This window comes from Amycolatopsis heterodermiae (assembly GCF_034929455.1).
In the GTDB taxonomy this organism is placed as follows: domain Bacteria; phylum Actinomycetota; class Actinomycetes; order Mycobacteriales; family Pseudonocardiaceae; genus Amycolatopsis; species Amycolatopsis heterodermiae.
Window position 1 is genome coordinate 81068 of the sequence record NZ_JAYFSI010000013.1, and the last position, 24954, is coordinate 106021.

The 24954-nt window shown below is 72.9% G+C and carries 21 protein-coding genes; 6 read left to right on the forward strand and 15 right to left on the reverse strand.

Annotated elements, in window-relative coordinates; genetic code table 11:
• Window positions 1–169: 169 nt before the first annotated feature.
• Window positions 170–628, forward strand: a complete 459-nt coding sequence (locus tag VA596_RS39635; RefSeq protein ID WP_323334409.1) for a hypothetical protein — start codon at window positions 170–172, stop codon at window positions 626–628.
• The gene (locus VA596_RS39640) at window positions 625–1074 is read left to right on the forward strand and encodes a hypothetical protein (RefSeq protein WP_323334410.1); all 450 of its coding nucleotides are present in this window, start codon (window positions 625–627) and stop codon (window positions 1072–1074) included. The genes VA596_RS39635 and VA596_RS39640 overlap by 4 nt, the downstream gene beginning before the upstream one ends.
• Here VA596_RS39640 and nudC read toward each other — a convergent pair whose 3' ends face one another.
• The 5 genes from nudC to VA596_RS39665 form a co-directional block, all read right to left on the reverse strand.
• Window positions 1075–2079, reverse strand: a complete 1005-nt coding sequence (nudC, locus tag VA596_RS39645) for an NAD(+) diphosphatase (protein ID WP_323334411.1) — start codon at window positions 2077–2079, stop codon at window positions 1075–1077.
• The gene (locus tag VA596_RS39650; protein WP_323334413.1) at window positions 2079–3458 is read right to left on the reverse strand and encodes a M16 family metallopeptidase; all 1380 of its coding nucleotides are present in this window, start codon (window positions 3456–3458) and stop codon (window positions 2079–2081) included. The genes nudC and VA596_RS39650 overlap by 1 nt, the downstream gene beginning before the upstream one ends.
• On the reverse strand, window positions 3455–4747 hold the full coding sequence (locus tag VA596_RS39655; protein ID WP_323334415.1) for a M16 family metallopeptidase: 1293 nt from the start codon (window positions 4745–4747) through the stop codon (window positions 3455–3457). The genes VA596_RS39650 and VA596_RS39655 overlap by 4 nt, the downstream gene beginning before the upstream one ends.
• Before the next feature lie 63 nt (window positions 4748–4810).
• Window positions 4811–6358 (reverse strand): DUF2207 family protein, encoded by a 1548-nt coding sequence (locus tag VA596_RS39660; RefSeq protein WP_323334417.1) that lies wholly within the window; start codon window positions 6356–6358, stop codon window positions 4811–4813.
• A gap of 1 nt (window position 6359) precedes the next feature.
• Window positions 6360–8048, reverse strand: coding sequence for a DUF2207 family protein (locus VA596_RS39665; protein ID WP_323334813.1), 1689 nt, complete (start codon window positions 8046–8048; stop codon window positions 6360–6362).
• 636 nt (window positions 8049–8684) lie between these two features.
• On the opposite strand from VA596_RS39665, the gene VA596_RS39670 reads away from it, so the two are divergent.
• Window positions 8685–9731, forward strand: a complete 1047-nt coding sequence (locus tag VA596_RS39670; protein WP_323334419.1) for a neutral zinc metallopeptidase — start codon at window positions 8685–8687, stop codon at window positions 9729–9731.
• A 104-nt stretch (window positions 9732–9835) separates the two neighbouring features.
• On the opposite strand, the gene VA596_RS39675 is transcribed toward VA596_RS39670, so the two are convergent.
• Window positions 9836–10927, reverse strand: a complete 1092-nt coding sequence (locus VA596_RS39675; RefSeq protein ID WP_323334421.1) for an RDD family protein — start codon at window positions 10925–10927, stop codon at window positions 9836–9838.
• Between the two features lie 33 nt (window positions 10928–10960).
• Here VA596_RS39675 and VA596_RS39680 point away from each other — a divergent pair, with 33 nt between their 5' ends.
• Window positions 10961–11968, forward strand: coding sequence for a stage II sporulation protein M (locus VA596_RS39680; RefSeq protein ID WP_323334423.1), 1008 nt, complete (start codon window positions 10961–10963; stop codon window positions 11966–11968).
• Here the strand turns inward: VA596_RS39680 and VA596_RS39685 are convergent.
• From VA596_RS39685 to VA596_RS39710, 6 genes are all read right to left on the reverse strand, one after another.
• Entirely contained in the window at window positions 11960–12739 is a 780-nt protein-coding gene (locus tag VA596_RS39685) for an RICIN domain-containing protein (protein ID WP_323334425.1), read from the reverse strand. The two genes, VA596_RS39680 and VA596_RS39685, sit on opposite strands and share 9 nt — an antisense overlap.
• Before the next feature lie 366 nt (window positions 12740–13105).
• Window positions 13106–14398, reverse strand: coding sequence for a DUF58 domain-containing protein (locus VA596_RS39690; protein ID WP_323334426.1), 1293 nt, complete (start codon window positions 14396–14398; stop codon window positions 13106–13108).
• A 1-nt stretch (window position 14399) separates the two neighbouring features.
• Window positions 14400–15371, reverse strand: coding sequence for an AAA family ATPase (locus tag VA596_RS39695; protein WP_323334428.1), 972 nt, complete (start codon window positions 15369–15371; stop codon window positions 14400–14402).
• Window positions 15368–16507 (reverse strand): DUF4350 domain-containing protein, encoded by a 1140-nt coding sequence (locus VA596_RS39700; protein WP_323334429.1) that lies wholly within the window; start codon window positions 16505–16507, stop codon window positions 15368–15370. The genes VA596_RS39695 and VA596_RS39700 overlap by 4 nt, the downstream gene beginning before the upstream one ends.
• Complete coding sequence (locus VA596_RS39705) at window positions 16504–17145, reverse strand: DUF4129 domain-containing protein (RefSeq protein ID WP_323334430.1); 642 nt, start codon at window positions 17143–17145, stop codon at window positions 16504–16506. The genes VA596_RS39700 and VA596_RS39705 overlap by 4 nt, the downstream gene beginning before the upstream one ends.
• Window positions 17139–18311, reverse strand: a complete 1173-nt coding sequence (locus VA596_RS39710) for a hypothetical protein (RefSeq protein WP_323334432.1) — start codon at window positions 18309–18311, stop codon at window positions 17139–17141. Before VA596_RS39710 ends, VA596_RS39705 begins: the two co-directional genes overlap by 7 nt.
• Before the next feature lie 251 nt (window positions 18312–18562).
• On the opposite strand from VA596_RS39710, the gene VA596_RS39715 reads away from it, so the two are divergent.
• A complete protein-coding gene (locus VA596_RS39715; protein WP_323334815.1) occupies window positions 18563–19582 on the forward strand; it encodes a neutral zinc metallopeptidase in 1020 nt (339 codons plus the stop codon).
• Here the strand turns inward: VA596_RS39715 and VA596_RS39720 are convergent.
• Both VA596_RS39720 and VA596_RS39725 read right to left on the reverse strand, forming a co-directional pair.
• The gene (locus tag VA596_RS39720) at window positions 19575–20021 is read right to left on the reverse strand and encodes a hypothetical protein (RefSeq protein ID WP_323334817.1); all 447 of its coding nucleotides are present in this window, start codon (window positions 20019–20021) and stop codon (window positions 19575–19577) included. The two genes, VA596_RS39715 and VA596_RS39720, sit on opposite strands and share 8 nt — an antisense overlap.
• A 104-nt stretch (window positions 20022–20125) precedes the next feature.
• Window positions 20126–21205, reverse strand: a complete 1080-nt coding sequence (locus tag VA596_RS39725; RefSeq protein ID WP_323334434.1) for a potassium channel family protein — start codon at window positions 21203–21205, stop codon at window positions 20126–20128.
• A 91-nt stretch (window positions 21206–21296) separates the two neighbouring features.
• On the opposite strand from VA596_RS39725, the gene VA596_RS39730 reads away from it, so the two are divergent.
• Window positions 21297–21665 (forward strand): DoxX family protein, encoded by a 369-nt coding sequence (locus VA596_RS39730; protein WP_323334436.1) that lies wholly within the window; start codon window positions 21297–21299, stop codon window positions 21663–21665.
• A 43-nt stretch (window positions 21666–21708) separates the two neighbouring features.
• Here the strand turns inward: VA596_RS39730 and VA596_RS39735 are convergent, their stop codons facing one another.
• Window positions 21709–24948 carry an ATP-dependent helicase gene (locus tag VA596_RS39735; RefSeq protein WP_323334437.1) on the reverse strand — a complete coding sequence of 1080 codons (3240 nt, stop codon included), beginning with the start codon at window positions 24946–24948 and terminating at the stop codon, window positions 21709–21711.
• Between the last annotated feature and the right edge of the window lie 6 nt (window positions 24949–24954).

Here is a 24954-nt window from a genome sequence, read left to right on the forward strand (position 1 = left end):
CGGGGACTGTAGTGAGCCGAGCCACAGCCGTCAACGGGCTCCGGAAACGGCCAGGTAACGCTTGAAGGCCTGCTGGGCCACGTGGCGGAAACACCGGTGAACGAGTTCCGCCGGGTGCAGTGGGCTTGGTCAGCGGATTTCCGGTTGCGCGAGCGGGGATGCTGATCCTGTGGACGTCTTCGCGCAGCGGGTGCGGACCACCTGGACCAAGCGGTCCCGGGGTGGCCCGGCGGCTTCCGTGCGCAATCGCGTGCCGGAGGCCTTCCCCTGGCCCGGCGAGGCCCCGCTCCACGAGGTGGATGTCGACGAGTCGACCGGTTTCGAGCCGCGCTTCAAGGTCCTCGACACGCTGGACGGCGTGACACTCCGGGAAGCCGGCGGTTCGCTGACGGTGCGGGTCGAGCTGGCGCGCATGAGCTGGCCGCGCCGGGAGTGGCGGCCGGAGCCGGTCCGCCTGTGGCCGGGCGAATGGCTGCGCTGGCAGATCAACTACCGCTTCGGCTCGCCGTGTGCGTGCGGTGACCAGTGGAGCTACCGGCTGGAGACGCTGAACTTGGCTTTCGGCGCCGTCCCCGACTTCGCCGGCGAGCCGGACCGCAGGGTGATCGAGCGAGGTGACCTGCGATGACGCCGCCCGAGGACGTGCTCGGGTACCCCGTCCCGATCGCGCGCTTCGTCGCGCGGACGGACCTTGCCGTCGTCGCGTTGCAGCACGTGGTCGCGTATCCGGACGGCTGCGCTCTGCATCTGCACCTGAACGTCCGGCGCGGGTCGCTGGACCGGTCCACCTGGGACGGCATCGGCGAAAGCCACGCCGGCGGGTTTCCCGGCCCGACCGGCGACGGCCTGCGGTTCCGGGTTGACCGCGGCACCCTGACCGAGCTTGGCGGCGGCGCGAGCTACGACGACCGCCGCTATCGGGGCGACCGGCAGCTCTGGCTGAGCCCGCTGCCGGCCGGTCCCGTCGAGTTCTCCGTCGAGTGGCGGAAGGCCGGTCTCGACCGCACCGCCACCACACTGGACGGCCGGGCCATCACCGAGGCGGCGAAGCAGGCCCAGCCGTACTGGCCGTGACTACTCCTCCGCGTCCGCCCAGGCCTTGAGCATCACGCGGGCGATGGAGGAGTTGCCCGGCAGGAGGATCTCCGATGCCCCGTCCGCGATCGGCGTCGGGGTCTGCGAGCTGTTCTCGAACGCCGCGCGCACCTCCGCGCGGGAGACCCACAGCGCTTCCTCGATCTCGCCGTCCGCCGGGACCAGCGGCAGCGTGCGGTCCGCCCGGGCCGTGAAGCCCAGCATGATCGAACGCGGGAACGGCCACGGCTGGCTGCCCAGGTACCGCACGTCCGACACCAGGGCGCCGACCTCTTCGCGGATCTCGCGGAGCACGCACGCCTCCAGCGACTCCCCCGCCTCGACGAACCCCGCCAGCACCGAATAGCGCCCCGCCGGCCAGATCGGCTGGCGGGCCAGCAGGACGTGGGAGCCGTTGGTCCCCTCCAGCGAGTGGACCAGGCAGATCACCGCCGGGTCGGTGCGCGGGTACTCCTCGCGGCCGTCGTTCGTGCACTTGCTCGCCCAGCCGAACTGGATCAGCTCGGTCGGGTGGCCGCAGCGGGTGCAGAACTTGGCCTGGCGACGCCAGTTGCGCAACGCCTGAGCCGTCGTGAAAAGGCCGGCTGACGTGTCGTCCAGCCGGTCGCCGTACCCGCGCAGCTCGACCCAGATCTCGCCGTCGACGCGCGGGACCTCTTCGACGAAGCCCCAGCTGCCGGCCATCTTGACCGTGTCGGTCTCGCCCGACGGGCCGCCCGGGAGCGACCAGTAGTCGGTGTCCTCCCACTCGCCGAGGAAGACCGCGTCTTCGGGCGGCGAAGCGCCGAAGTCGACGGCCTTGCGGAACGCCAGCACCGACGATCCCTCGACGACCGGGGTGCGCCCGGTGTCGTCCAGCAGGACGACCCGGGCGTCAGCCCACCGGCTCAGCAGTCGTGCGGGGTTGGTGCGCAAGCCTTCCTGACGGTCCACAGTGGACCGGGACAGGGTCGGCAGGGCATCCAGGGTGAACGGGACGGACATCAGGCGGGCTCGCCCACTTCGACGTCACCGAGCGCCAGCAGCTTGCGTTCCAGCACCGCGGCATCGCCGACGACCACGCCGGTGAACCGCTTGGGAGCGAAGTATTTCAGCGCCGCGTCGGCCACCTCTTCGGCGGTGACGGCGGCGACCCGCGCCGGGTGCTCGTTCAGCCACTCCAGGCTCAGCCCGGTCGAGGCCAGCGCCAGCACCTGCCCGGCCAGCCCGGCCTGCGACGACGTCGAGGTCAGCAGCGAGCCGATCGCGTACTGCCGAACCGACTCCAGCTCGTCGCCCGTCGGCGGGACCTGGCCGAGGCGGCCCAGCTCGTAGCGGGTCTCCAGCAGCGCCGGGGCGGTCGCGTCGGTCGCGGTGTCCGCGTCGACGTTGACCACCGCGGTGTCGTCGGTGAACTCGAAACCGGAGTGCGCGGAGTAGGTGTACCCCTTGTTCTCGCGGATGTTCTCGACCAGCCGTGACGAGAAGTACCCGCCGTAGGCCAGGTTCGCCAGCTGCAGCGCCGCGTAGCCCGGGTCGGTGCGCGGCACGGTCTGCGCGGACAGCCGGATCTGCGACTGCACGGCCCCGGCGCGCGGCACCAGCAGCACGCTCGGGCCGGTCAGGTCCGGCAACGCGGGCAGCCGGACGGCGGAGCGGTCCGACGCCCAGGCGCCGAGCACCTTCTCCAGCTCGCCGATGACCCCGCCCGGGTCGATGTCGCCGACCAGCACCAGCACCGAACCGCGGGCCTGCACGGACGCCTGGTGCAGCGCGCGGACCTGCTCCGGGGTGACCACCGCGACGTCTTCGGCGCGAGGCACCTCGCGCGTGGCCGGGTGGTCGCCGTAGCGGTGCTTCTGCAGCGCTTCGCGGGCGATCGTGCGCGGCTGCGTGCGGGAGACGGCGATCCGCTCGACCAGCCGCTCCTTCTCCCGGGCGATCTCCTCGTCGGCGTACGTCGCGCCGGTGAGGGCGTCGGCGAGCACGTCGAGGAACGTCGGCAGCTCGGCGGCGAGCGCGGAACCGGTCAGCACCAGGCGTTCCGGGTCGACGCCGACGCCGATGTCCCCGCCGATCAGCGCCAGCTCGGTGTCGATGTCGATGCGGTTGCGGCGCGCGGTGCCGGTGAGGATCGTCTCGGCGAGCACCTCGGCGGTCGCCGGGTGCAGCGCGTCGTCACCCGCGAACGGGATCCACAGCCGGGCCTCGACCATCGGCACGGTCGCCTTGCGGACGGCCAGCACCCGCAGTCCGTTCGACAGCGTGGTGTCCACATGGGACAGGTCGCCGGCGACGCGCTGCTCGCCCAGCGGGGGCAGCGGACGCGGCCCCTGCGCGGTGCGGCCGATCTCCTCGGCGCTGCGGTGCGTTGCAGAAGTCACTTCTCGTTGGTCCCTTCCGAAGCGGGCTTGACCACCAGGACGGCACGCGCGTCGGGACGCAGCGCCTTCGCCGCCGCCGAAACGGCTTCCGAGGTGACGGCGGACATCCGGTCCGCGAGCTGGTACACGAGCGACGCGTCGCCGTAGAGCAGTTCGAACGAGCCGAGCGCGAGGGTCCGGGAGACCAGGCGGTCGTGCTCGGAGTGCAGGCTCGCCGTCCAGCGGGCGGTGACCTTGCGCAGCTCCTCGTCGCTCGGCGGGCTGTCGGCGAGCTTCTGCAGCTCTTCGTCCAGCGCCGCGAGCACGCGCTCGCGCGTCACCTCGTGCGGGTGGATCAGGGTGATGGTGAACGTGTCCGGGTCGCGGGCCTCGAACGGGCCGAACAGCCCGGCGCCGGCGCCGATGTCGACGACCAGCGGCTCCTTGTGCACCAGCCGCTGCTGCAGCCGGGAGCCGTCGCCGTCGGTCAGCACGCCGGCGAGCACGAGGTAGGCGAGGTAACCGTCGACGTCGTTGATCGGGTCGGGCATCCGGTAGCCGACGGCGAGCGCGGGCAGCGGGGCGTGCGGGTCGACGTTCTCCCCGCGCAGCTCGGTGGTCGGCAGCGGCTCGGCGAACGACGGCCGCTGCGGCGCGGGCCGGTGCGGGACGTCGCCGAAGTGCTTCTCGATCAGGTCCTTGGCGTTGGCGATCTCGAAGTCGCCCGCCACGGTGAGCACGGCGTTGGCCGGCGAGTAGTAGGTGTCGAAGAACGCGGCGCAGTCTTCGACCGTGGCGCTCTCGAGGTCCTCGAAGCCGCCGTAACCGTTGTGCGCGTTGGGGAACGTCGAGTACAGCACCGGCGGCAGCGTGATCCACGGGAACCCGCCGTAAGGCCGGTTCAGCACGTTGAGCCGGATCTCCTCCTTGACGACGTCGATCTGGTTCGCCAGGTTCTCGGCGGTCAGCTTCGGCGCGCGCATCCGGTCGGCCTCGAGGAACAGCGCGCGCTCCAGCGCGGCGCTCGGCAGCACCTCGAAGTAGTCGGTGTAGTCCGGATGGGTGGACCCGTTGAAGGTGCCGCCGCTGGACTGGACGTGCCGGAAGTGGGCGAGTTTCTCCAGGCTCTCGGAGCCCTGGAACATCAGGTGCTCGAAGAGGTGCGCGAAACCGGTGCGTCCCTCCGGCTCGGAGCGGAAACCCACGTCGTAGTGCACGCTGACGCCGACCACCGGCGCGGTCGCGTCGGGTGCGAGGACCACGCGCAAACCGTTGTCTAGGGTGTATCGGACGAGCTCGGGATCGGCCATGGCCCCACCCTACGACGACTGGCCCATTCCCCGCGTCCCGCCTCGTGAGTGAGAAACGGTGTTCTAACCCTGTTTCCCACTCACGAGGCTTCGAAGGCGGCCACGGCGGGCCGCCGCGAACGCTCCGGCCAGGTTGATCGCGAAGGATCCGGCCTGGTCAGGGGTGATGTCGCCGTCGTGCCAGTAGACCGTCGGCGGGTGTTTGAGGCCGTCGAACGCGGCCACCCACGGCCCCAGTTCGCCCAGAGCGAGCGCGTACGGCAGGCCGCGTGAGAACACCAGTTCCCGTTGCGGCTTGCCGAGGTCCTCGGCCTTCACGGCAGCCAGTTCCGCGGCGACCCCGCGCAGCCGCCGGGCGACGTCGAGGCCGGCTCGCCGGCGCGCGGGCAGCGCCGCCGACACCACCGCGGCGGCCGCCCCGGCCAGCGCGAGGATGACGCCGAGCTGGGCGTACCCGGCGGTCAGCGCCAGCAGGACGGTCAGGAACACGCCGTAGAAGACGACCCGGATCCCGGCGCGGCGGAGCCGGGCGGGCCGCGGCGCGAGCCAGCCGCGGCGGACGGCGTCGGCGTGCAACTGTCCCGGTGCGATGTCGACGTGGTCGCGCCGCAGTTCGGCAAGGGTCACCGAATCCTCCGGCAGGACCGCCTCGAACACCGCCCGCTCGAAGGACGTCAGGTGCTCGTCGGGCGGGTTGCGGCGGGTCAGCCGGGAGCCGTCGCTGACCCAGAGGTAGTTGCGGACGGCCAGGTCGAGCACGGTCGCGGCCAGGTCCGCCGGCCCGGCGCGGCCGTGCAGCAGCACGCCGACGTGGCCCGGCAGCACCCCTTCCGGTGACGCGAACTCGCCGCTCGGCGAGACCAGCTCGGCCTTCGGCGGCTCCGGCGTCCCGGCGTCCCGGCGGCGCGCGAACAGCACGAACGCGGCCGCGGCCAGCAGCAGCGCGCCGAACCCCGCCCAGGCCCAGCCGACCGGGGCGGTGACGACGAACGCGCCCGCGAGCGTCTTGGACGGCACCAGCCGCGCGTTGGCCGGGACGGTGCCCGCGGGCAGCTCGACGGTGGCCGTCATCCGCTGGCCCGCGAGGAGGTTCTGCTGGCTGAACCGGGTCAGGCCGGCGTGGTCGATCTGCGCGGCACCGCACTGGAAGTCCGAATCGGCCGGTCCGGCGAGGCAGTCCACGGCCGTCGGGATCTTCGGCGCGGCGAAGGACGCGCGGAGGAACTTGAGGTCGGTGCTCCAGCCCCCGGCCAGCTCCCAGGTGACCCGGTCGCCGTCGACCGCACCGTCCACTGTGTACCGGACGATCGACGTGCCGGACGTCAGGTGGATGGTGAACGCGTCCTTGTCGACCGACGCCGTGCCGCTGCCTTCGAGCACGACGTCGCGGACGCCGTAGACGCGGTCGCGGTGGTGCGGCGCCGCGACCCGCAGCGCGACCCGGCGGTCCATCGTGACGCCGCCCGGCACGGACACCGCTTCGGCGACCGACAGCGAGCCGTCACGCTGCACCTTGAGCTGGATCTCGGCGCTCTGCGGCAGCGCGGGCAACGACGGCTGGTCCACCGGAGCCGCGGCCAACAGGAGCGTCAGCACCGCCGCCGCGAGCACGTCAGCGCGGTGACGTGGTGCGGCCGGACTCGGTGAGCAGCCCGTCGAGCGCGGTGAGGAACGACGGGAAGTGCGCGCCGAACCGGCGCAGGTCGCTGTCGGCCTCCATGCCGCCGTACCAGTAGAGCCCGGCCGTGCCGTCCGACGCCGGGTTGAGCGCGGCGAAGGTGCCCAGCCAGCGTTCGGTGTCGCCCAGCACCACCGCGTACGGCAGCGACCGGGAGAACACCATCTCGCGGTCGCCCGGCGGGATGTCCTCGGCCTTGGCGTGGTGCAGGTAGTGCAGCAGGCCGCGGACCTGGCCGACGAGCACCCGGCCGCGCGCGGTGCGCGAGGGCAGCAGCACGGCCGCGGCGGCGACGCCGAGCCCGGCCAGCGCGAGCGCGACACCGAGCAGCGCGTCCCCGACGGTGAACGTGAGGACCGCCGTGACGACCAGCCCGAGCGCGAAGATCCCGGCGCCGAGCCAGGTCAGGCGGCCGCGCGCGGTGTCCGGGCGGCGGGAGAACCAGCGCTTGGTGACGACGTCGGCGTACATCGCGTCGCTGATCCGGCGCAGGTCGAGGCCGCCGCGGGCGCGCAGCTGCGACACGAGCACGGCGTCGGTGCCCTCGGGGAGGAGCGTTTCGTAGACGGCGCGCTCGAAGTCGTGGAGGTGCTCGTCGGGCGGGTTGCGGCGGGCGAGCTGCCAGTCGGGCCCGGGTACCTCCGCGAGCCACAGGTAGTTGCGGACGGCCAGGTCGACCACCGTGGCGCTGATGTCGACGACGTCGACGGTCTCGTCGATGACCGTGCCGACCTGCCCGGGCAGCACGCCGTCCGGGGAGGCGAAGTAGACGCGTTCGCCGTCGCGCAGCAGCACCTCGACCGGGCCGGTGGCGGCGGTGAGCGCGCCCGCGTCCTGCCGGCGGCGGCGCACCACGAAGACCGCGGCGGCGATCAGGAGCACCAGGAGGACGGCGAAGACGACTCCGGTCAGCGGCGTCATGGCGAAGGCGTTGGCGAGCAGGCCGATGTCGGCGAACTTCGCGGTGGCCGGCGTGGTGCCGGCGGGCAGGCCGACCAGGAGGTCGACGCGGTCGCCCGGCGGGACGTCGTTCTGCTCCAGGCGCACGACGCCGGTGTGGTCGAGCTCGGCGAGGGTGCAGCGCTGGCTGGAGCCGATCGGGCCGGCAAAACAGTCCACAGGGGACAGATCGGGCGACGGTGCGATGAACGACGCGGTGAGCTTGGCGACCGGGCCGTCGAAGCCGCTCGCGGCCTGCCAGCGCGCCTGCTGCCGACCGGCCTGGTCGGCGACGACGCCGTCGACGAGGTAGGTGACGGTCGAGCTGCCGCCGGTGAAGGTGAGGATGAGCTGGTCGCCGGTGACCTGGCTGGTGGCGGCCCCCTCGGTCTTGACGTCGCGGACGGCGAAGACGCGGTCCTGGTCGTCACCGGCCGAAACCCGCAGCGGGACGCGGGAAACGAGCTGCTGCCCGCCGGGGACGGTGACCTTCTCGGTGACGGAGAGGGAGCCGTCACGCAGGAGCTTGAGCGCGACGTCGGCGCTGGTGCCGCCGGCGGGCGGCTGGCCCGGCACGATGCTGCCGAGCAGCTGCGGCTTCTTGACCTGCTCGCTCGGCTGGGCGGGCAGCGGCGGCCCGGCGGTGGGCCCGTCGGCGGCCGCGGCCGTGCCCGCGGTCAGCATCCCGGCCGCGGCGACCACAGCGGCGAGTTTCCTCAACACAGCACCACACCCTAGAGCACTGGATCTATGCTGACGGCCGGAACGGCGAGATCAGCGCAGGTACGCCGCTTCCGACGGGGATAGTCCACGGGGGGTTCCGCAAAGATGTCTCAGCCGCCGCAGGGTCCACACGACCCGCGACGTCCGATGCCGCCTCCGGGGGCTCGGCCGCCCCTCCCACCGCCGGGGGCGCGGCCGTTGCCACCGCCGGCGAACCGGCCGTTGCCACAGGGACAGCCGGGGCGGGGGCAGGGACCTGTCGGACCTCCGCCACGGAGGCCACAGCAAGCCGCCGGAGCGCCGCAGGGGCCTACCGGTCCGCTGCAGCAAAACCCGTACGCGCCGCGGAATCCGCAGGCTCCCGCCGGGCCGCCGCCGGGTTCGCGGGGGCCGCAGCAGCCCGGGCGTCCGCCGCAGAGCCCGCAAGGTCCGCAGGGCACCCAGGGGTTCCCCGCGCCGGGACCGCCGTCCGGGCCCTATCCCCAGCCCGGCTTCGGTGCCCAGTTCCGTCCGCCGCCCAGTGGGGCTCCGTTGCCGCCGCCCGTGACGGCTCCTGCGCCCGTTTTCGCTCCCGGTTATGCCGGGCCGCCGCCTGCCATGACCTTCGGGCCGCGGTTCGCGCCCGGGTACCGGCCCTACGTCGCCAAGAAGTCCAACACCGGCCTGATCGTGGCCGTGTCGATCATCGGGATCGTGGCCGTCGTGGGCGGGCTGATCGCGGCCGTCGCGCTGACCGGCGGGAACTCGCGCCACGTCGCCGACGCCGGCTACTCCAGCACCTACCCGACCGACACCGAGTCGGCCACGACCAGCGAGGAAACGACCGCAACGACGTCGTCCTCCGAAGAGACGACCACGCGCGAGACCACGTCCGGGCGCGAGACGCCGACGTCCCAGACGCCGTCCGGGCCCCACTCGGTCGCGAAGACCGGCGACAACCCGCTGTTCGCCAGCCCGGCCTTCGGCCTGCAGAACGTCCCGTGCTCGCTGAGCCGCTGGGCGACCGACCAGGCCAGCGTCACGCGGTTCTTCCAGTCCGGCATCACCTGCCTCGACGCGATGTGGTCGAAGGCGCTGGGCGGCGCCGACCTGCCGTTCGAGTCGCCGAACCTGGCCGTGCCGCGGTCGCTCTCGGAGTCGTCGACGCCGTGCGGCAGCGGCGGCACGACCACCGGCGTCACGCCGTTCTACTGCCCGTCGAACAACACGATCTACATGCCGATGGACCGCATCGAGATCGACGTCTGGGGCAACCACCCCGGCCCCTACCTGTCGATCCTCGCCCACGAATACGGCCACCACGTGCAGAACATGGCCGGTATCTCCGACGCCTACGGCGAGCAGCGCTACGACGCGGGCGCCGACTCGGCCGTCGGCCTCGAACTGTCACGCCGCATGGAGCTCGAGGCGCAGTGCTTCTCGGGGATGTTCCTGGGTTCGGCGTCGGTGTCGGGCGGCTCGGTCGACAAGAACATCTACAACGAGGCTTGGAACGCCCAGGACCGCGGCGACGACTACGCCCGCAACGGCAAGCGCGACCACGGCAGCGCCAAGCACAACATCTCCTGGTGGCAGCACGGCGCGACGACCAACCGCAGCCAGCAGTGCAACACGTGGACGGCGTCCGCGGGAGACGTCTCGTAACGCCCCAATGTGGCGTTGGGTGCATCTGACGCACCCAATGTGGCGTTCGGTGCGTCCAGCGCACCCAACGCCACATTGGGGCGCTCGGGGTCGGGCGGGGCAGGTCAGCTCGGCGGCGTGAACGGGTTTTCGACCGGCGGTACCGGTGTGCCGCGTGGCGGGGTCGGCTCGGCGGAGCCCGCGTATTCGGCCGGTTGCGCCGGGAACGGCTGCGAGGGTCCGGCATTCGGCTGCGACGGAAAGGGCTGCGACGGAACGGGCTGCGACGGCGCCTGCCCGGGGTAGGCCTGCGGCTGCGCCGGGAACGGCTGCGACGGCGCCTGCCCCGGGTAGGCCTGCGGAGGCGCCGCATACGCCTGCGCCGGGTAAGCCTGACCCGGGTAACCCTGCGCCGCAAACGCTTGCGCCTGCTGGGTCTGCGCCGTCGCGTAGGCCTGGAACGCGCGGGCGTGGTCGCGGTTCCGCCGTTCCGCCAGCACCGCGGCCAGGAACGCCCACGGCGGCACCCCGGGCGGCACCGCCGCCCCCAGCGCGTTGCCTACCTGCTGCGCGAGCCCCCAGCCGAGCGCGTGCGACGCCTCCGGGCGCAGCTCGTTGAAGCGCGCGAGGAACTGGCGGCTCGCCAGCGCGAGGTCGTCCGGCAGCCGGGTCAGGTCGAGGTGGGACGCCCAGCCCTCCAGGCCCGGCGGCATGCCGATCGCCGGGTAGCCGGCGCTTTCCGGGACGCGCTCGCGGACCACGAGCGTCCCGGCGAGGAAGTCGCCGACGCGGCGGCCGTCGGACGAGCACAGCGACACGATCACCGCGACCGCGCCGAACAGCCCGAGCGTCCAGAAGTCCACGACGAAACCGGCGAGCCCGCGGGTCAGCGCGTGGCGGAAGCGGATCGGGCCGCCGTCGACGCGCACCACGCGCAGCCCCAGCGCCATCTTGCCCAGCGACCGGCCCCGCGAGAGCGTCTCGAACAGCACCGGGTAGCCGACCATCACCAGCACCAGGAACACGAGGAAGAGGGTCAGCGCGAGCGAGCCGTCGTCCGGCGGGACGGTCAGCGTCAGCACGAAGAGCGCGCCGAGCAGGAGGGCGAACTGGACGACGACGTCGAGCGCCATCGCGAGGGCCCGGCTGGCGAGCTTGGCGACGCGCAGGTCCAGGACGACGGCTTCGCCGGTGACCAGCTCGGATTCCTCGTGCACGGGAACCAGCCTATCGACGGATAGGGTGGCCTGGTGGATCTGGACGTCTTCGTGGTGGCTCACTCGGCCGAGTGGCAGCGGCTCGGCGAGCTGACCCGCCGCGGCGGCAAGCTCACCGGCGCGGAAGCCGACGAGCTGGTGACGCTCTACCAGCGGACGGCGACGCACCTGTCGATCGTCCGGTCGGTCGCGCCCGACCCGGCGCTGATCGGCAGGCTGTCCGGGCTGGTCGCGCGCGGCCGCTCGGCGATCTCGGGGTCGCACAACCCGGCGTGGCGCGAGGTCGCGCTGTTCTTCACGCGCCGGTTCCCCGCCGCGGTCTACCTGTCGCGGCGGTGGTGGATCCCGGCGATGGTGGCCTCGATCGCGGTGATCGTGGTGATCGCCGTGTGGGTCTCGGGTGATCCGCACGTGCGCGCCTCGATCGCGACGCCGGACGAGCTGAACCAGCTGACCAAGCCGGGCGGCGACGCCGAGAGCTACTACTCGACCGGGCCGGCGACGACGTTCGCCGCGCGCGTCTGGACGAACAACGCCTGGGTGGCGGCGACCTGCCTGTTCCTCGGGATCGCGCTGGGCCTGCCGGTGATCGGCGCGCTCTGGATGAACGCGCTCAACGCGGGCCTGATCATCGGCGCGATGAGCGCGGCCGGCCGCGCCGACGTGATGATCGGCCTGCTGCTCCCGCACGGCCTCCTGGAGCTGACCGCGGTGTTCGTCGCGGCGGGCACCGGCCTGAAGCTCGGCTGGACGGTGATCGACCCCGGCCGCCGCTCGCGCACGGCCGCGCTGGCCGAGCAGGGCCGGTCGGTCGTCGTGATGGCGCTCGGGCTGGCGTGCGTGCTGCTGGTGACGGGCGTCATCGAGGCGTTCGTGACCCCGTCGGGCTGGCCGACGTGGGTGCGCGTCGGGATCGGCGTCCTGGCCGAGGTGCTGTTCCTGGTCTACGTCTTCACCCTCGGCCGCCGAGCGGCCCGCGAAGGCGAGGTCGGCGACCTCGAGGCGCGGGACATCGGCGACGCGCTGCCCGAATCAGCATAGGCACGAACCCTCGAAGGCGATGGACGATCCGTCGTCCAGGCTCGCGGTTCCGACGAACCGGGCCTCGAACTCACCCTGCTCGGTCAACGTCAGTTTCGGGCTCGACGCCGAGCCGTCGGCGCCCGTCTTCGCCGTCGCCATGTCGCTGCCGCCTTCGAAGACCAGGAGGTTCTTCGGGCGGGCGGCGCGGACGTAGAAGCTCACCGGGACGTCCGCCGCCGGCTGGCCGTTTTCGCCGATCACCCGGACGACGAACGGCGCGCCCGGATCCTTCGTCGCCAGGCGCTGGCCGTTGCCGGACAGGATGGCGAGCGTGCGGCCGCCCGCGGCCCAGGTGTTGGAAATCCCGTTCAGGGAACAGACTTCCTGGTACAGCCGGGCTCCCGCGACCGCGCCTTCCGCGGTGAGGCAGCGCGCGGTGGCGACGTTCGCGATCTCGACCAGCCCCGGCAGGCCGGCGACCCGCCGCCAGGCCTGGTGCTTGTCCTTGTCGTCACAGGCGGCGAGCTTCACCGCGACGCCGTCGACCGGGCTGGCCGCGGTCAGGCACTGTCCACTAGGGACACTCGTGAAGTGCTGGGACGTCTTGTCGTACTTCCATTTCGCGTTCGGGTCCTTGGCGTCGGCGAGAACGGGCTTGCCGTCGACGGCGGCGAGCGAGAGCGTGCCCCCGCCGTCGGCGAGGTAGACGGGCGCGCCGTCGTCGGCCGACGCGACCGCCGGAACCGACACCGAGACCAGGACCAGGCACCCCACGAAAAGCTTTCGCATCCTTCGGGCTTAACAGTCCGGCGGGCCCCGCACCACCGCAGCCACTCGCCCGAGGGACGCCGTGATCAGAACGCCGACACACGTGATTGAAGGGTCGACTCGCGTGATTGAGAGGTCGACACGGCGAAAGTCCCTGCGCGGCACCGTGTCGACTCTCCAGTCACGCGTGTCGACTCCGCAATCACGCGTGTCGACCCGGCAATCACAGGCAAGCGGTGTACCGGAACGGCGAACTCGCGTACGCAGGTGGACGACACGCGTACCTGGACGGACGACACGGCGATACTGGGACTCGCCCGGCGTGTCGTCCGTTGGCGTACGCGTGTCGTACGGCTGGGTACGCGTGTCGTCCCGCTGGGTACGGGACTAGAGCCGGCCGGCGGCTTTCAGGGCCAGGTAGCGGTCTGCCAAGGCCGGTGGCAGCTCCTCCGGGACCGCGTCGACGACGCTCACCCCGTGGCGCGCCAGGCGTTCCGTCATCCGGCTGCGCTCCGCCAGCGTGCGGGACGCCGCCGCCGCGTCGTACACCGCTTCCGCGTCGCCGCGGCCCGCGAGCATCTCCGCCACCCGGGGGTCCGCGACCGACGCGATCACCAGCTCGTGCCGCGACGTCAGCGAGCTCAGCACCGGGAACAAGCCCTCCTCCAGCGGTGCCGCGTCCAGGCCCGTCAGCAGCACGACCAGCGCGCGACGCCGGGTCCGCCGCAGCACCTCCGCGACCATGCCCCGCGCATCCGTCTCGATCAGGGACGGCTCCAGCGGTGCCATCGCGTTGACCAGCGACGTCAGCAACGCCGCCCCGGTCGAGCCCTGGACCGCCGCGCGCAAACGACGGTCGTAGGCCAGCAGGTCGACGCGGTCGCCCGCCCGGGTCGCCAGGGCGGCCAGCAGCAGCGCCGCGTCCATCGCCGCGTCCAGGCGCGGGGCGTTGCCGACCCGGCCCGCCGAGACGCGGCCCGTGTCGAGCACCAGCACCACGTGCCGGTCGCGTTCCGGGCGCCAGGTCCGGACCATCACGTCGGCCGCGCGGGCCGTCGCGCGCCAGTCGATCGAACGGACGTCGTCGCCGATGACGTACTCGCGCAGCGAGTCGAACTCCGTGCCCTGGCCGCGGATCAGCACGGCGTTGCGGCCGTCGAGCTGCTGCAGCCGCGCGAGCCGCGACGGCAGGTGCTTGCGGCTGTGGAACGGCGGCAGCACGCGGACCGTCCACGGCACCGCGTGCGAACCCTGCCGCGCCGCGAGCCCCAGCGGCCCCACCGAACGGACCGTCACCCGCGCCGCCGTCCGGTCACCGCGCCGCGAAGGACGCAACGCCGTCACCAAGGCCCGCCGCTCCCCCGCCGGGACGCGCACCGCGTGCCGGTCGGCCGCACCCGCCGACGGCGGCCACGCGTCGCGCAGCTGCCCGCGGACCGCGCGGCCGCCGGGGTTGGTCACCACCAGCGTCACTTCGCACGGCTCCCCGAGCCGCACCGACGTGTCGCCGGAGCGCGTGAACTCGAGCGGCCGGACGCTCCCGGCCAGCACCAGATCCACGACCACCAGCACGAGCAGCACCCCGCCGACGGCCAGCAGGCCGGCGCGCGACGGCAGGAGCAGCCCGACCACCAGCGCGCCGAACAGCGCCAGCAGCCCGAGCCTTCCGGTGACGGCCATGTCAGCGCGGCACGGGCACGGTGGCGAGCACCCGGTCCAGCACGCCGTCCGCGGTGACGCCTTCCAGCTCGGCCTCGGGCCGGACGTCCAGGCGGTGGCGCAGCGCGGGCCGGGCCAGCGCCTTGACGTCGTCCGGGGTCGCGTAGTCGCGCCCGGCGAGCCACGCCCAGGCCCGCGCAACGGCCAGCAGCGCCGTCGCCCCACGCGGGGAGACGCCGATGCGCACCGACGGCAGCTGCCGCGTCGCCCGGCAGAGGTCGACGACGTAGCCGATCACCTCGGGCCCGATCGTCACCTTCGCCACCGCTTCGCGCGCGACAGCGAGTTCTGCCGCTCCCGCCACCGGCTTGAGGCCCGCCGCCGCCAGGTTGCGCGGGTCGAAGCCCTGCGCGTGCCGCCAGAGGATGCCGATCTCGTCCTCGCGCGACGGCGTCGGCATGGTCAGCTTGAGCAGGAACCGGTCCAGCTGCGCCTCCGGCAGCGGGTAGGTGCCCTCGTACTCCACGGGGTTCTGGGTGGCGATCACGATGAACGGGTCGGGCAGCGGCCGCGACTTGCCGTCGAGCGAGACCTGCCGCTCCTCCATCGCCTCCAGCAGCGACGACTGCGTCTTCGGCGGCGTCCGGTTGATCTCGTCGGCGAGCAGCAGGTTCGTGAACACCGGGCCCTCACGGAAGGAGAACTCGCCGCTGTGCGCGTCGTAGACGATCGAACCGGTGACGTCGCCGGGCATCAGGTCCGGCGTGAACTGCACGCGCGTGGTCTCCAGGTCCAGCGCGGCCGCGAGCGCGCGCACCAGCAGCGTCTTCGCGACGCCGGGGACACCTTCGAGCAGCACGTGCCCCCGGCAGAGCAGGGCCAGGATCAGCCCGGTGACGGCGGCGTCGTTGCCGACGACGGCCTTCGCGACTTCCGCGCGCAGCGCGATCAGCGCGTCGCGGGCCCCGGTCGTGCCTTCGGTACCGCTGGTCAAGATCGCTCCACCTCTCGTTCCACCCTGTCCAGTTCGCCGGCCAGCCGCACCAGCGCGGGATCGCCGGTCACCGGCGGCCCGTACAGCACGGCCCCGACGTCGTTCGCGGGCCGGCCGACGCGCTCGCTCACCGACGTCACCAGCGCCGCCGCGTCGGCGTCGCGCGGCAGGCCCAGCGTGGTCCGCAACCGGGTCCGCGCCGCCTCCCGCAGTGTTTCGCCCGCGTGGTCGGCCGCCTTCGCGCGCCGGTACAGCCGGGCGCGGCCCTCGGCGGTTTCGGCCGCGCGGACGACGATCGGCAGCGGCTCGGTGACGACCGGGCCGAGCCGCCGGGCCCGCCACAGCGCCAGCAGCGCGACGGCGATGCCGACCTGCGCGGCGCCGAAGTACCAGCCGTCCGGGATCAGCTCGAAGATCGACTTCCGCGAGTCGTCCAGCGCCGGGTCGGACGCCGAGGGCAGGTACCAGACCAGCTTCGGGTGCTGCCCGAGCAGGTGCAGGCCCAGCGCCGCGTTGCCCTGCTCGGCGAGCTTGCCGTTGGTCAGCGGCGACGACGAGCCGAGCAGCGTCGTCGTGCCGCCGTCGTCGGCGAGTTGCAGCAGCGTGCCACCGCCGTCCTCGCCGGGGTAGCACGAGCGCGCGCCGGGGGCGGCGTACCCGATCCCGCCGAGCGTGACGTCGCCGGCCGCGACGGCGGCGGCGACCGTGCACTGCGGGCTCAGCGTGTCGACGGCGCTCTGGCCGACCGGCCGGACCAGCGGCAGGGAGTCCTTCAGCGTCGGGGCGCCGGGCGTCACGAGGACGACGTCCGCGGCCCGCCGCCGCAGCGCGTCGAAGCGCTTCGCCGGCACCAGGTCCGGCTGCGTGACGAGCAACGTCGAGTTCTCGCCGAGCGCGTCGTCCGCTTCGCCGATCGTGTGCACGGTCCGGACGTCGACGCCCTGGTCCGCCAGGAGTTTCGCGAGCGCGTGCGCGCCGCCGGGTTCGTAGGAGCCGGGTTCGAGCGCGCCGAACGTCTGGTCGCCGCGGCCGAGCAGGAGCAGCGCGGCGGCGGCGACCACCAGCGCGAGCAGGGCCAGCGGCAGGCGGGAGCCACGCCAGATCCGGCGCACGTCCGGCGAAACGGAGGTGGTCACGAGGCCGCCATCACCACCGGCCGTTCGCGGCGGCAGCGGTCGTCCAGCTCGGTCAGCGTGCGGTAGGCCGCTTCGGTGCCTTCACGGCCGCCGTAGTGGACGTCGTCGAACAGGCGCGCGCCCTGGCGCAGCTCGTTCGCGACGTTCGGCAGCAGCACCCCGGCCTCCGCGGCGGCCTCGTCGGCCGTCCGGCCCGAGCGGGCGTCCAGCAGGGCGCGTTCCTCCAGCGCCCGCACGAGCGCGCGGAAGGCGTCGCGGACGGCGTCGTCGTACCGTCCGGCGGCCGCGGCGGCCGCGGCGGACCGGCGGTAGTCGGCGGCGTTCTGCCGTTTCCCCTCGAAGACGAGCCGGTCGGCACGGGCCGCGCGGGCGATCTTGCCGGTGCGCAGGCGGATCACGACGACGAGCACGATCAGCACCACGAGGATCAGCAGCACGCCGAAGATCCCACCGGGGACCGCCGAGGACAGGCCGTTCAGCAGCTTGTCCAGCTGCTCGCCGACCCACTGGGCGGCTTCCTGCAGCACGCCCGGCTTGGCCTGCTGGTACTTCTGGTCGGTCAGCTCGTCCTGCGCGGCGCGCCGCGCGGTGTCCCGGTCGATGTCGACCGGGACGTCGGCGAGCAGCAGGGTCACCACGCCTGCGGCGGCGTCACCCCGGCGGCGCGGGCCAGCTCGATGTCCATGCCCTCGCGGCGCATCCGCTGGTCCAGGTAGACGATCACGGTGACCAGCGCGACGAACGGCGTCGCGATGGTGCCGGAGATGATCTGGCCGACCCCCTGCAGCAGCAGCTCGCCGGTACCGGGCACGACCGGCTGCGCCGACGGGTTCAGCACCTGGCTGAACACGCCGCTGCCGAGGCTGAACGGCACCTGGATGATGCTGTTGAACAGGTACTCGATGATCCCGGCCAGCAGCAGGATGCCGAACACCCGCCAGAACGAGCCCTTGACCAGCCGGACCGACCGGGAGAACGCCTGCTTGAACGTGCCGTGTTCCAGCACCAGCGCGGCGCTGGCCAGCGCCCAGAACACGTAGGCGGCCACGCCGGGGACGATGCAGAGCATCAAGCCGATGGTCGAGACGATCGAGTAGACGAGCCCGACGCCGAGCAGCGGCAGCAGCCGGGGCCGGACCTCGGCCCACGCGAGCGAGAACGTCACCTCACGGCCCAGCGCGGCGCGGCCCATCACGGCGGCCAGCAGGCCGTTCACGACGGTCAGCAGCAGCGTCGTGAGCAACGCCGTCGGCAGCGCGACGATCGCCAGGTCCCCGAAGGTGCCGAACAGGGCGTCACGCGCCTCCGCCTCGGTGGAGCCCGGGCCGATCCTGGCCAGGCCCTGCAGGTCGCTGTAGACGAGCCGCTGGATCAGGAACGAGAGCGCGGCCGAGATCACCGCCATCACGGCCCCGATGCCCAGGATGACCAGCGGGTACCGGCGGATCGCGGTGATCGAGCCGTCGAGGATGTCGCCGACGTTGAGCGGGCGCAGCGCGATCACGCCGGGTTTGCCCAGGCCGTGCGGGCCGAAGCCCCGCTGCTGCGGGTACGGCGCGTACTGCTGCTGCGGCGCGCCGTAGGACATCGGCGGCGGGGCCTGCGGCTGCCAGCCGGGAGGCGGGGCCTGAGCGCCACGGGGGTCCGGTGCCTGCCAGCCGGTCGGCGGCGTCGGCGGTGACTGATCGTGACTTTCCGGCGGCCTCACCTCACCCGATCCAGGGGTGGGAGCCTGGGGGATACCCCGGCTCGGTGTCGGCGTGTCGGCGCCCTCTTCGCCGGGCGCGCCACCGGTCTCTGTCATCGAAGCCCCTCGCCTGCGGTACCTGCTTGCGGACACTCTCTCAGAGCGGGTTGCACCCGGCCAGACCTGGGGTGACGTCCGCACACCGCGACAGTGCGCACACGGACGGGTGCGAGAGGCCCCGTTCCCCCGGTAGGCTGAACGCCGGGATCGGGTACCCCCGGTCCGTACCGAGACCCTTCGGGACTGCCTAGATGACGCAACCGCCCCACGGCCAGGTCCCGCCCCGCGGAACCGTCCAGCCGCCGCCGGTGCCGGATGCGCAACCGGCTCCCCCGTGGCTGGGTCATCCCCACACCGTCTCCGCGCCCCGGCGCCGCTCCCCCGCGGCGATCATCGGGGTGTGCCTCGGCGCCGTGGCCGTGCTGGTGCTCGGGCTGGTCGCGATCGTGGCGCTCAACCGCCAGGACACCCCGCTCGCGAACCCGAACTACCGCGACAACCCGTCGTCCCAGGACACCCCTTCGCAGCTGCCCGGGGGTGCGGGCGCCCCGGCGTCGGCGTCGCCCGGCCCGTCGACCGAGCTGTCGACGCCCAGCGCGACCGGCCCGCAGAAGATCCTCAAGCTGGCCGACCACCCGATCCTGCAGGACCCGAACGCCGGGCTGCAGAACCGCGTCTGCACGCTCCCGGCGTGGCAGAGCACGCAGGCGGGCGCCGAAGCGTTCTTCACGGCCGCCAGCAAGTGCCTGGACGCCGCGTGGGGCCCGTTCCTCACCGCCTACGGCCTGCCGTTCACCCCGCCGGCGCTGCACTTCCCGACCGGCGCGAGCTTCGAGACCGAGTGCGGCACCATCCAGGTCGGCATCGCGACCGCCGCGTACTACTGCGAGAACAACCTGTACGTGCCCTTCCGCGGCCTGCAGACCGACCAGTACGGCAACAACCCCGGCGTCTACCTGGCCCTGTTCGCCCACGAGTACGGCCACCACGTCCAGGAGGTCGCCGGGCTGATGGACGCGGCCTGGCAGAAGATCTACGAGGCCGGCCAGAACAGCCCGGCCGGGCTCGAGATGTCGCGGCGCAAGGAGCTGCAGGCCCAGTGCTTCTCGGGGATGTTCCTCGGCGCGCACGTCGACCAGGGCGGCACGATCAGCCGCGACATGTACAACAAGGCCTGGAACGACCAGGAGACCCGCGGCGACAACACCTCCCGCAGCCACGACCACGGCACCAACGCGCACTACGCGTCGTGGTGGCGGGCGGGCGCGACGAGCAACCGGATCGCCGACTGCAACACCTTCGCGGCGCCGTCGTCCGAAGTCAGCTGACCTTCGCCGGTTTGGCGGCCTTCGGTTTCGGCCGCGGCTTCGGCGGCAGACGCAGCCAGGTGTAGACGGAGATCCCGCCGGCGAAGCAGGCGAACACCAGCAGCGCGAGCCCGATCGGGCGCCGCGCGTCCGACGCGCCGGCCGACGTGTCCGCCACCCGGACGGTGACCGTGCCCGTCTCCGGCAGCTCGTCCGGGACGCCGACGTCGACGTGCTCGTTCTGGCCGTGACCGCAGCCGTTGAGGGTGCCTTCGTGGGTCTTCCCGCCGACGGTGAACCGCACGGTCTCCACGGGGTCCAGCCGGTCGCACGGCGCGGGCTTGGTGACCTCGGCCGACACCGGCACACCGGCGTCGTCGTTGCTGATCCCGAGCAGCCCGGGCCCGGCGAGCCAGGCCAGCACTACGACGAGCACGCCCGCCGCGGCCGGGATCGCCACCGTGGGCCACTTCAGGGCGAGGGGTCGCGGGGGCACCCGGTCATGGTTCCAGATCCGCCGGGCAAAACCCAGGCGCCCCGGGTCCGCCGCTCCCCGAACCGGACCTACCGCTCGATCTTCTCCGTCTGCGTGACCTTCTTGACGTACAGCAGCTTGTCGCCCGGCTCGATGGCGTCGGCTTGCGGCGCGTCGACGCGGTAGAGGACGCCGTCGCGGACCAGGCCGAGCACGAGGTCGGACAGGTGCCGCGGCGACCCGCCCTCCTCCGACGGCTCGACCGGCCGCTCGGCGATCGCCAGGCCGGACTCGGGCGTGAGCAGGTCCTCCATGATGTCCACGACCAGCGGCGTCGAGGTCGCCATGCCGAGCAGCCGCCCGGCCGTCTCGCTGGAGACGACGACCTGGTCCGCCCCGGACTGCTTGAGCAGGTGGACGTTCTCCGCCTCCCGCACCGACGCGACGATGTGCGCCTTGGGCGCCAGCTCGCGGGCGGTGAGCGTGACGAGCACCGCCGTGTCGTCCCGGTTCGGGGCGACGACCACCGCGCGCGCGTGCTGCACCGCGGCGACGCGCAGGACGTCGGAGCGGGTGGCCGAGCCGTGCACGGCGACGAGGCCGAGCGCGCTCGCGGCGTCGAGGGCCTGCTGGTCGGTGTCGACCACGACGATCTGGCCTGGCTCGACGCTCTCGTCGCCGAGCAGCGCGTTGACGGCGGACCGGCCCTTGGTGCCGAACCCGACGACGACCGTGTGGTCGCGCACCTTCGTCCTCCACTTCTGGATCTTGAACGCCTGCCGGGAGCGCTCGGTGAGCACTTCCAGGGTGGTCCCGACCAGGACGATGAGGAAGAGCACCCGCAGCGGGGTGATCACCAGCACGTTCACCAGCCGGGCGGACGACGTGGCCGGCGCGATGTCGCCGTAACCGGTGGTCGAGAGCGAGACGGTCGCGTAGTAGAGGCTGTCGAGCAGGGACAGGCCGTCGCCGTTCGCGTCGCGGTAGCCGTCGCGGTCGATGTAGACGAGGACCACCGTGGCCAGCAGGGCGAGTGTCGCGCCGATGATCCGCTTCGAGATGGCCCGCAGCGGGCTGACCGTCAGCTCGGGCATCCGCAGGACGCCGACGAGCTCGTGGTCGGGCCGGTCGGTGAGACTGCCGAGCGGCAGCCGCCTCAGAGCCTTCATGCACCGGCTCCCGCAGGCAGGTGTCGGACGTCACTCACGCCCGGAGGATAGCCGAACCGGGTCACCGGCCGCCGCGTGGAACGATGAGATCATGGCAACCTCGCAACGGCCCGCGCACGTCCTGGCAGGTGCGCTGGGCTTCATGGGCGTCCTCCACTTCGTGGCTCCGAAGCCGTTCGACGGCCTGATCCCGCGCTCGCTCCCGGGCTCACGGCGCGCCTGGACGTACGGCTCGGGCGTCGCCGAGCTGACGGTGGCGGCCGCCGTCGCCACCCCGCGCACCCGCCGCCTCGGCGGTCTGGCCGCGGCGCTGCTGTTCCTGGGCGTCTTCCCGGGCAACGTGAAAATGGCGGTCGACGCGTCCTCGGCCCCGCTGCCGCAGCGCCTGATCGCGTTCGGCCGGCTCCCGCTGCAGTGGCCGATGATCGCCTGGGCCCTGAAAGTCCGCGACGCGGCCTGATCCGTACCTTCGGGTACGCGAGCCGACCGTCCGGGTACGTGGATCACGCCTCGGGGAGGTCGCGGAGCAGGCGGCGGATGCCTTCGGCGTCCAGGAGGTCGGCCGGGCGGATCGTGTGGTTCGCGCGGACGTAGTGGAACGCAGCGCGGACCTGCTCCACCGGGACGTTCTTCAGCGCCGCCCAGGCCATCCGGTAGGCCGCGAGCTGGACCGACAGCACTTGACGGCGGGACTCCGGCGGGACCGAGCCCGTCTTCCAGTCCACCACTTCCCAATAACCGTCGGGATTCCAGAAGACGGCGTCCATCCGGCCGCGCAGGGTGATGCCCTCGACGTCCGCGGAGAACGTGATCTCGACGGCGTGCGGGACGCGCGAGGCCCACTCGCTCTTGTCGAACTGGGTCTGCAGCTCTTCGAGACCGGGGTCCGGGATCTCGGCGAAGTCGGCGGCGCCCGGGAGGTCGTCGATCTCGATGAGCTGGTCGCCGCCGAACCGGCGTTCCAGCCAGCTGTGGAACTCCGTGCCGCGGCGGGCGAAACTGTTGGGTGCCATCGGGAGCGGGCGCCGCAGGTCGGTCGCGAGCCGGTCGGCGTCGTCGGCCAGCGCGACCAGCTGGCTCACCGAAAGCCGTGACGGCAACGGAACCCGCTTGACCTGGTCGTCCTTGCGCGCCCACTCCTCGAGCAGGACGTCGGTGTCGGTGAGCCACCCGTCGGGATCGTCCTCTTCGGACGCTTCCTCGTCCGGAGCCGCGGAAAGCTCCTCGAAGACCAGCTCCACCCCACCCTGGACGCCGGTGCGGCGGTCGGCGAGCGGGTCGACCGGCCAGCGGGCCGTCCGCGAGTCCGACACCAGCGGGTTCTCGTCGTCGGACGTCGGTTCCGGCGCCCAGTCGGCCAGCTGCCCGACGCCCGTCTCGCGCAGGACGTCGGCGATCTCCGTCAGGAACTCGGACGGCCCCTTCGCCCGGCTGCTGCTTTCGTTCCACCAGTGCCCGGAGACGATCAGCGCGTGCTCCGACCGGGTCAGCGCGACGTAGCAGAGCCGCCGTTCCTCCGACTGCTCCCGCTCGACGAACCCCGCCTCGTGCAGCTCGAGTCCTTCTTGGACTTCCTTGCGGTCGTACCCGTCCGCGATGCGCAGCTCCGGCAGGTCCTGGGCGTCACCGCGCAGCTTGGCGGGCAGCGACGTCGCGGTCCGCAGCCACGACGACGACCGCCGTCGCCCGGGGAAGACGTCCTGCACCAGGTGCGGCACGGCGACGACCTCCCATTCGAGGCCCTTCGCGGAGTGCACGGTGAGCACCTGCACCCGGTCCGGCACCACCTCGACCTCGCCCGGGGTGAGCCCGTCTTCGGCGTGCGCCGCGGTGTTCAGGTAGTCCACAAAGGACAGCAGGGTCGCGGTGGGCGCCGTCTCGGCGTAGTCGGTGACGACCTCCGCGAACGCGTCCAGGTGCGCGCGCCCCGCGGATCCCGGTCGCGCCAACGACTCCACGTCCAGGAGCAGCGTGCGCTCGACGTCGGCGACCAGCTCCGGCAGCGACTGGTCCAGCCGCCGCCGCAACGCCGCCAGCTCCCAGCCGATCCGCCGGATCCGCCGGTAGCCCTCCTCGGAATACCGCTCCGGCGCGCCCGGTTCGTCGATCGCGTCGATCAGCCCGGCCTGCTCGACGCGCTCCACGACCAGCTCCGGGCCGTCGGGCTTCTCGGGGCTGGACAGCTCCCCCGCGCGCCGCCACAACGCGGCGACGTCGGCGGCCGCCAGGCGCCAGCGCGCGCCGGTCAGCAACCGCGCCGCCGCGCTCCCGGAGAGCGGGTCGGCGAGCACGCGCAACGTCGAGACGAGGTCCGCGACCTCGGGTTCGTCCAACAGCCCGCCCAGGCCGACGACCTCGACCGGCAGCCCACGGGCCCGCAGCTCCGCGGCGATCGGCGCCATGTCGGCACGGCGGCGCACCAGCACCGCCGCGGTCGGCGGCTTGCCGGTCTGCTCCTGCACGGCGTACCAGCGCCGGGCGAGCCCGTCGGCCACCCAGTCGCGCTCGGCGCGGATGTCCGGCAGCAGCGCGCACGCGATGTCCGCCGGCCCGGCGCCTTCCCGCGCCCGCAGCCGTTCGACGCCGAGGCCGCGCGCACGCAGCGGCTCGGCGATCGCGTTGGCGAGGTCGAGGATCTCCGGCGGGTTGCGGAAACTCGTCAGCAGCCCGAAATCACGGGCGGGCACGAGCCTTTCGCCGTCGTGGCGCGGGAAGTCCGTGGTGAACCGCGGCAGGTTGGCCGCGCTGGCGCCGCGCCAGCCGTAGATCGCCTGCGCCGGGTCACCGACCGCGGTGACCGGCATCGGCGGGTTCTCGACGCCGCCGAACAGCGCCCGCAGCAGCACGCGCTGGGCGTGCCCCGTGTCCTGGTACTCGTCGAGCAGCACCGCGCCGAAGCGCTCCCGCTCGCCGCGCACGACCGACGGGTACCCGCTCGCCAGCTGCGCGGCCAGCGACATCTGGTCGGCGAAGTCCAGCGCGCCCTCGTTGCGCTTGCGCCGGTGGTAGGCCTCGACGAGCGGCAGCAGCGCGAGCCGGAAGTGCTGCGCCGCCATGATTTCGGTCAGTTTCTGCGGCAGCGCGGCCCGCTGTCCCTTGGCGCGCGGCGCGTTCTCGATGACCCGGCACATCCACGACGTGTACTCGGCCAGTTCCTCCGTGGACACCAGGTGTTCGCCGAGTTCCCCGGCGAGAGCCAGCACGTCCGCCGTCACGGTCGGCGGGACGCGGTCGGTGTCCAGCTCGTTGTCCCATGTGGACACGACGCGGTGGGCGAGCTGCCACGACGACGTCTCCGACAGCAGCCGGACGCCGGGCTGCACCGGCAACCGGAGACCGTGCTCGGAAAGAAGGCGCCCGGCGTAGGCGTGGTAGGTGAGGACGGTCGGCTCCCCGGCGACCACAGTGGACCGAAGACCGCCGGACGGGTCGAGCCGGTCGAGCAGCCCGGACCCGGCGAGCCGCCGCAGCCGCGCGCGGACGCGTTCGCCGAGCTGGCGCGCGGCCTTGCGGGTGAAGGTGAGGCCGAGGACGCGGTCCGGGCTGACGATCCCGTTGGCGACGAGCCAGACCACGCGCGCGGCCATGGTCTCGGTCTTCCCGGCACCGGCACCCGCCACCACGAGCGACGGCTCCACAGGCGCAGCGATCACCGTGGCCTGCTCGGGAGTGGGCCGGTGCAGGCCAAGGGCGTCGGCAAGCTCAGCAGGCTCGACAGGATTGGCAATGACAAGCGGACTCACGCAGGC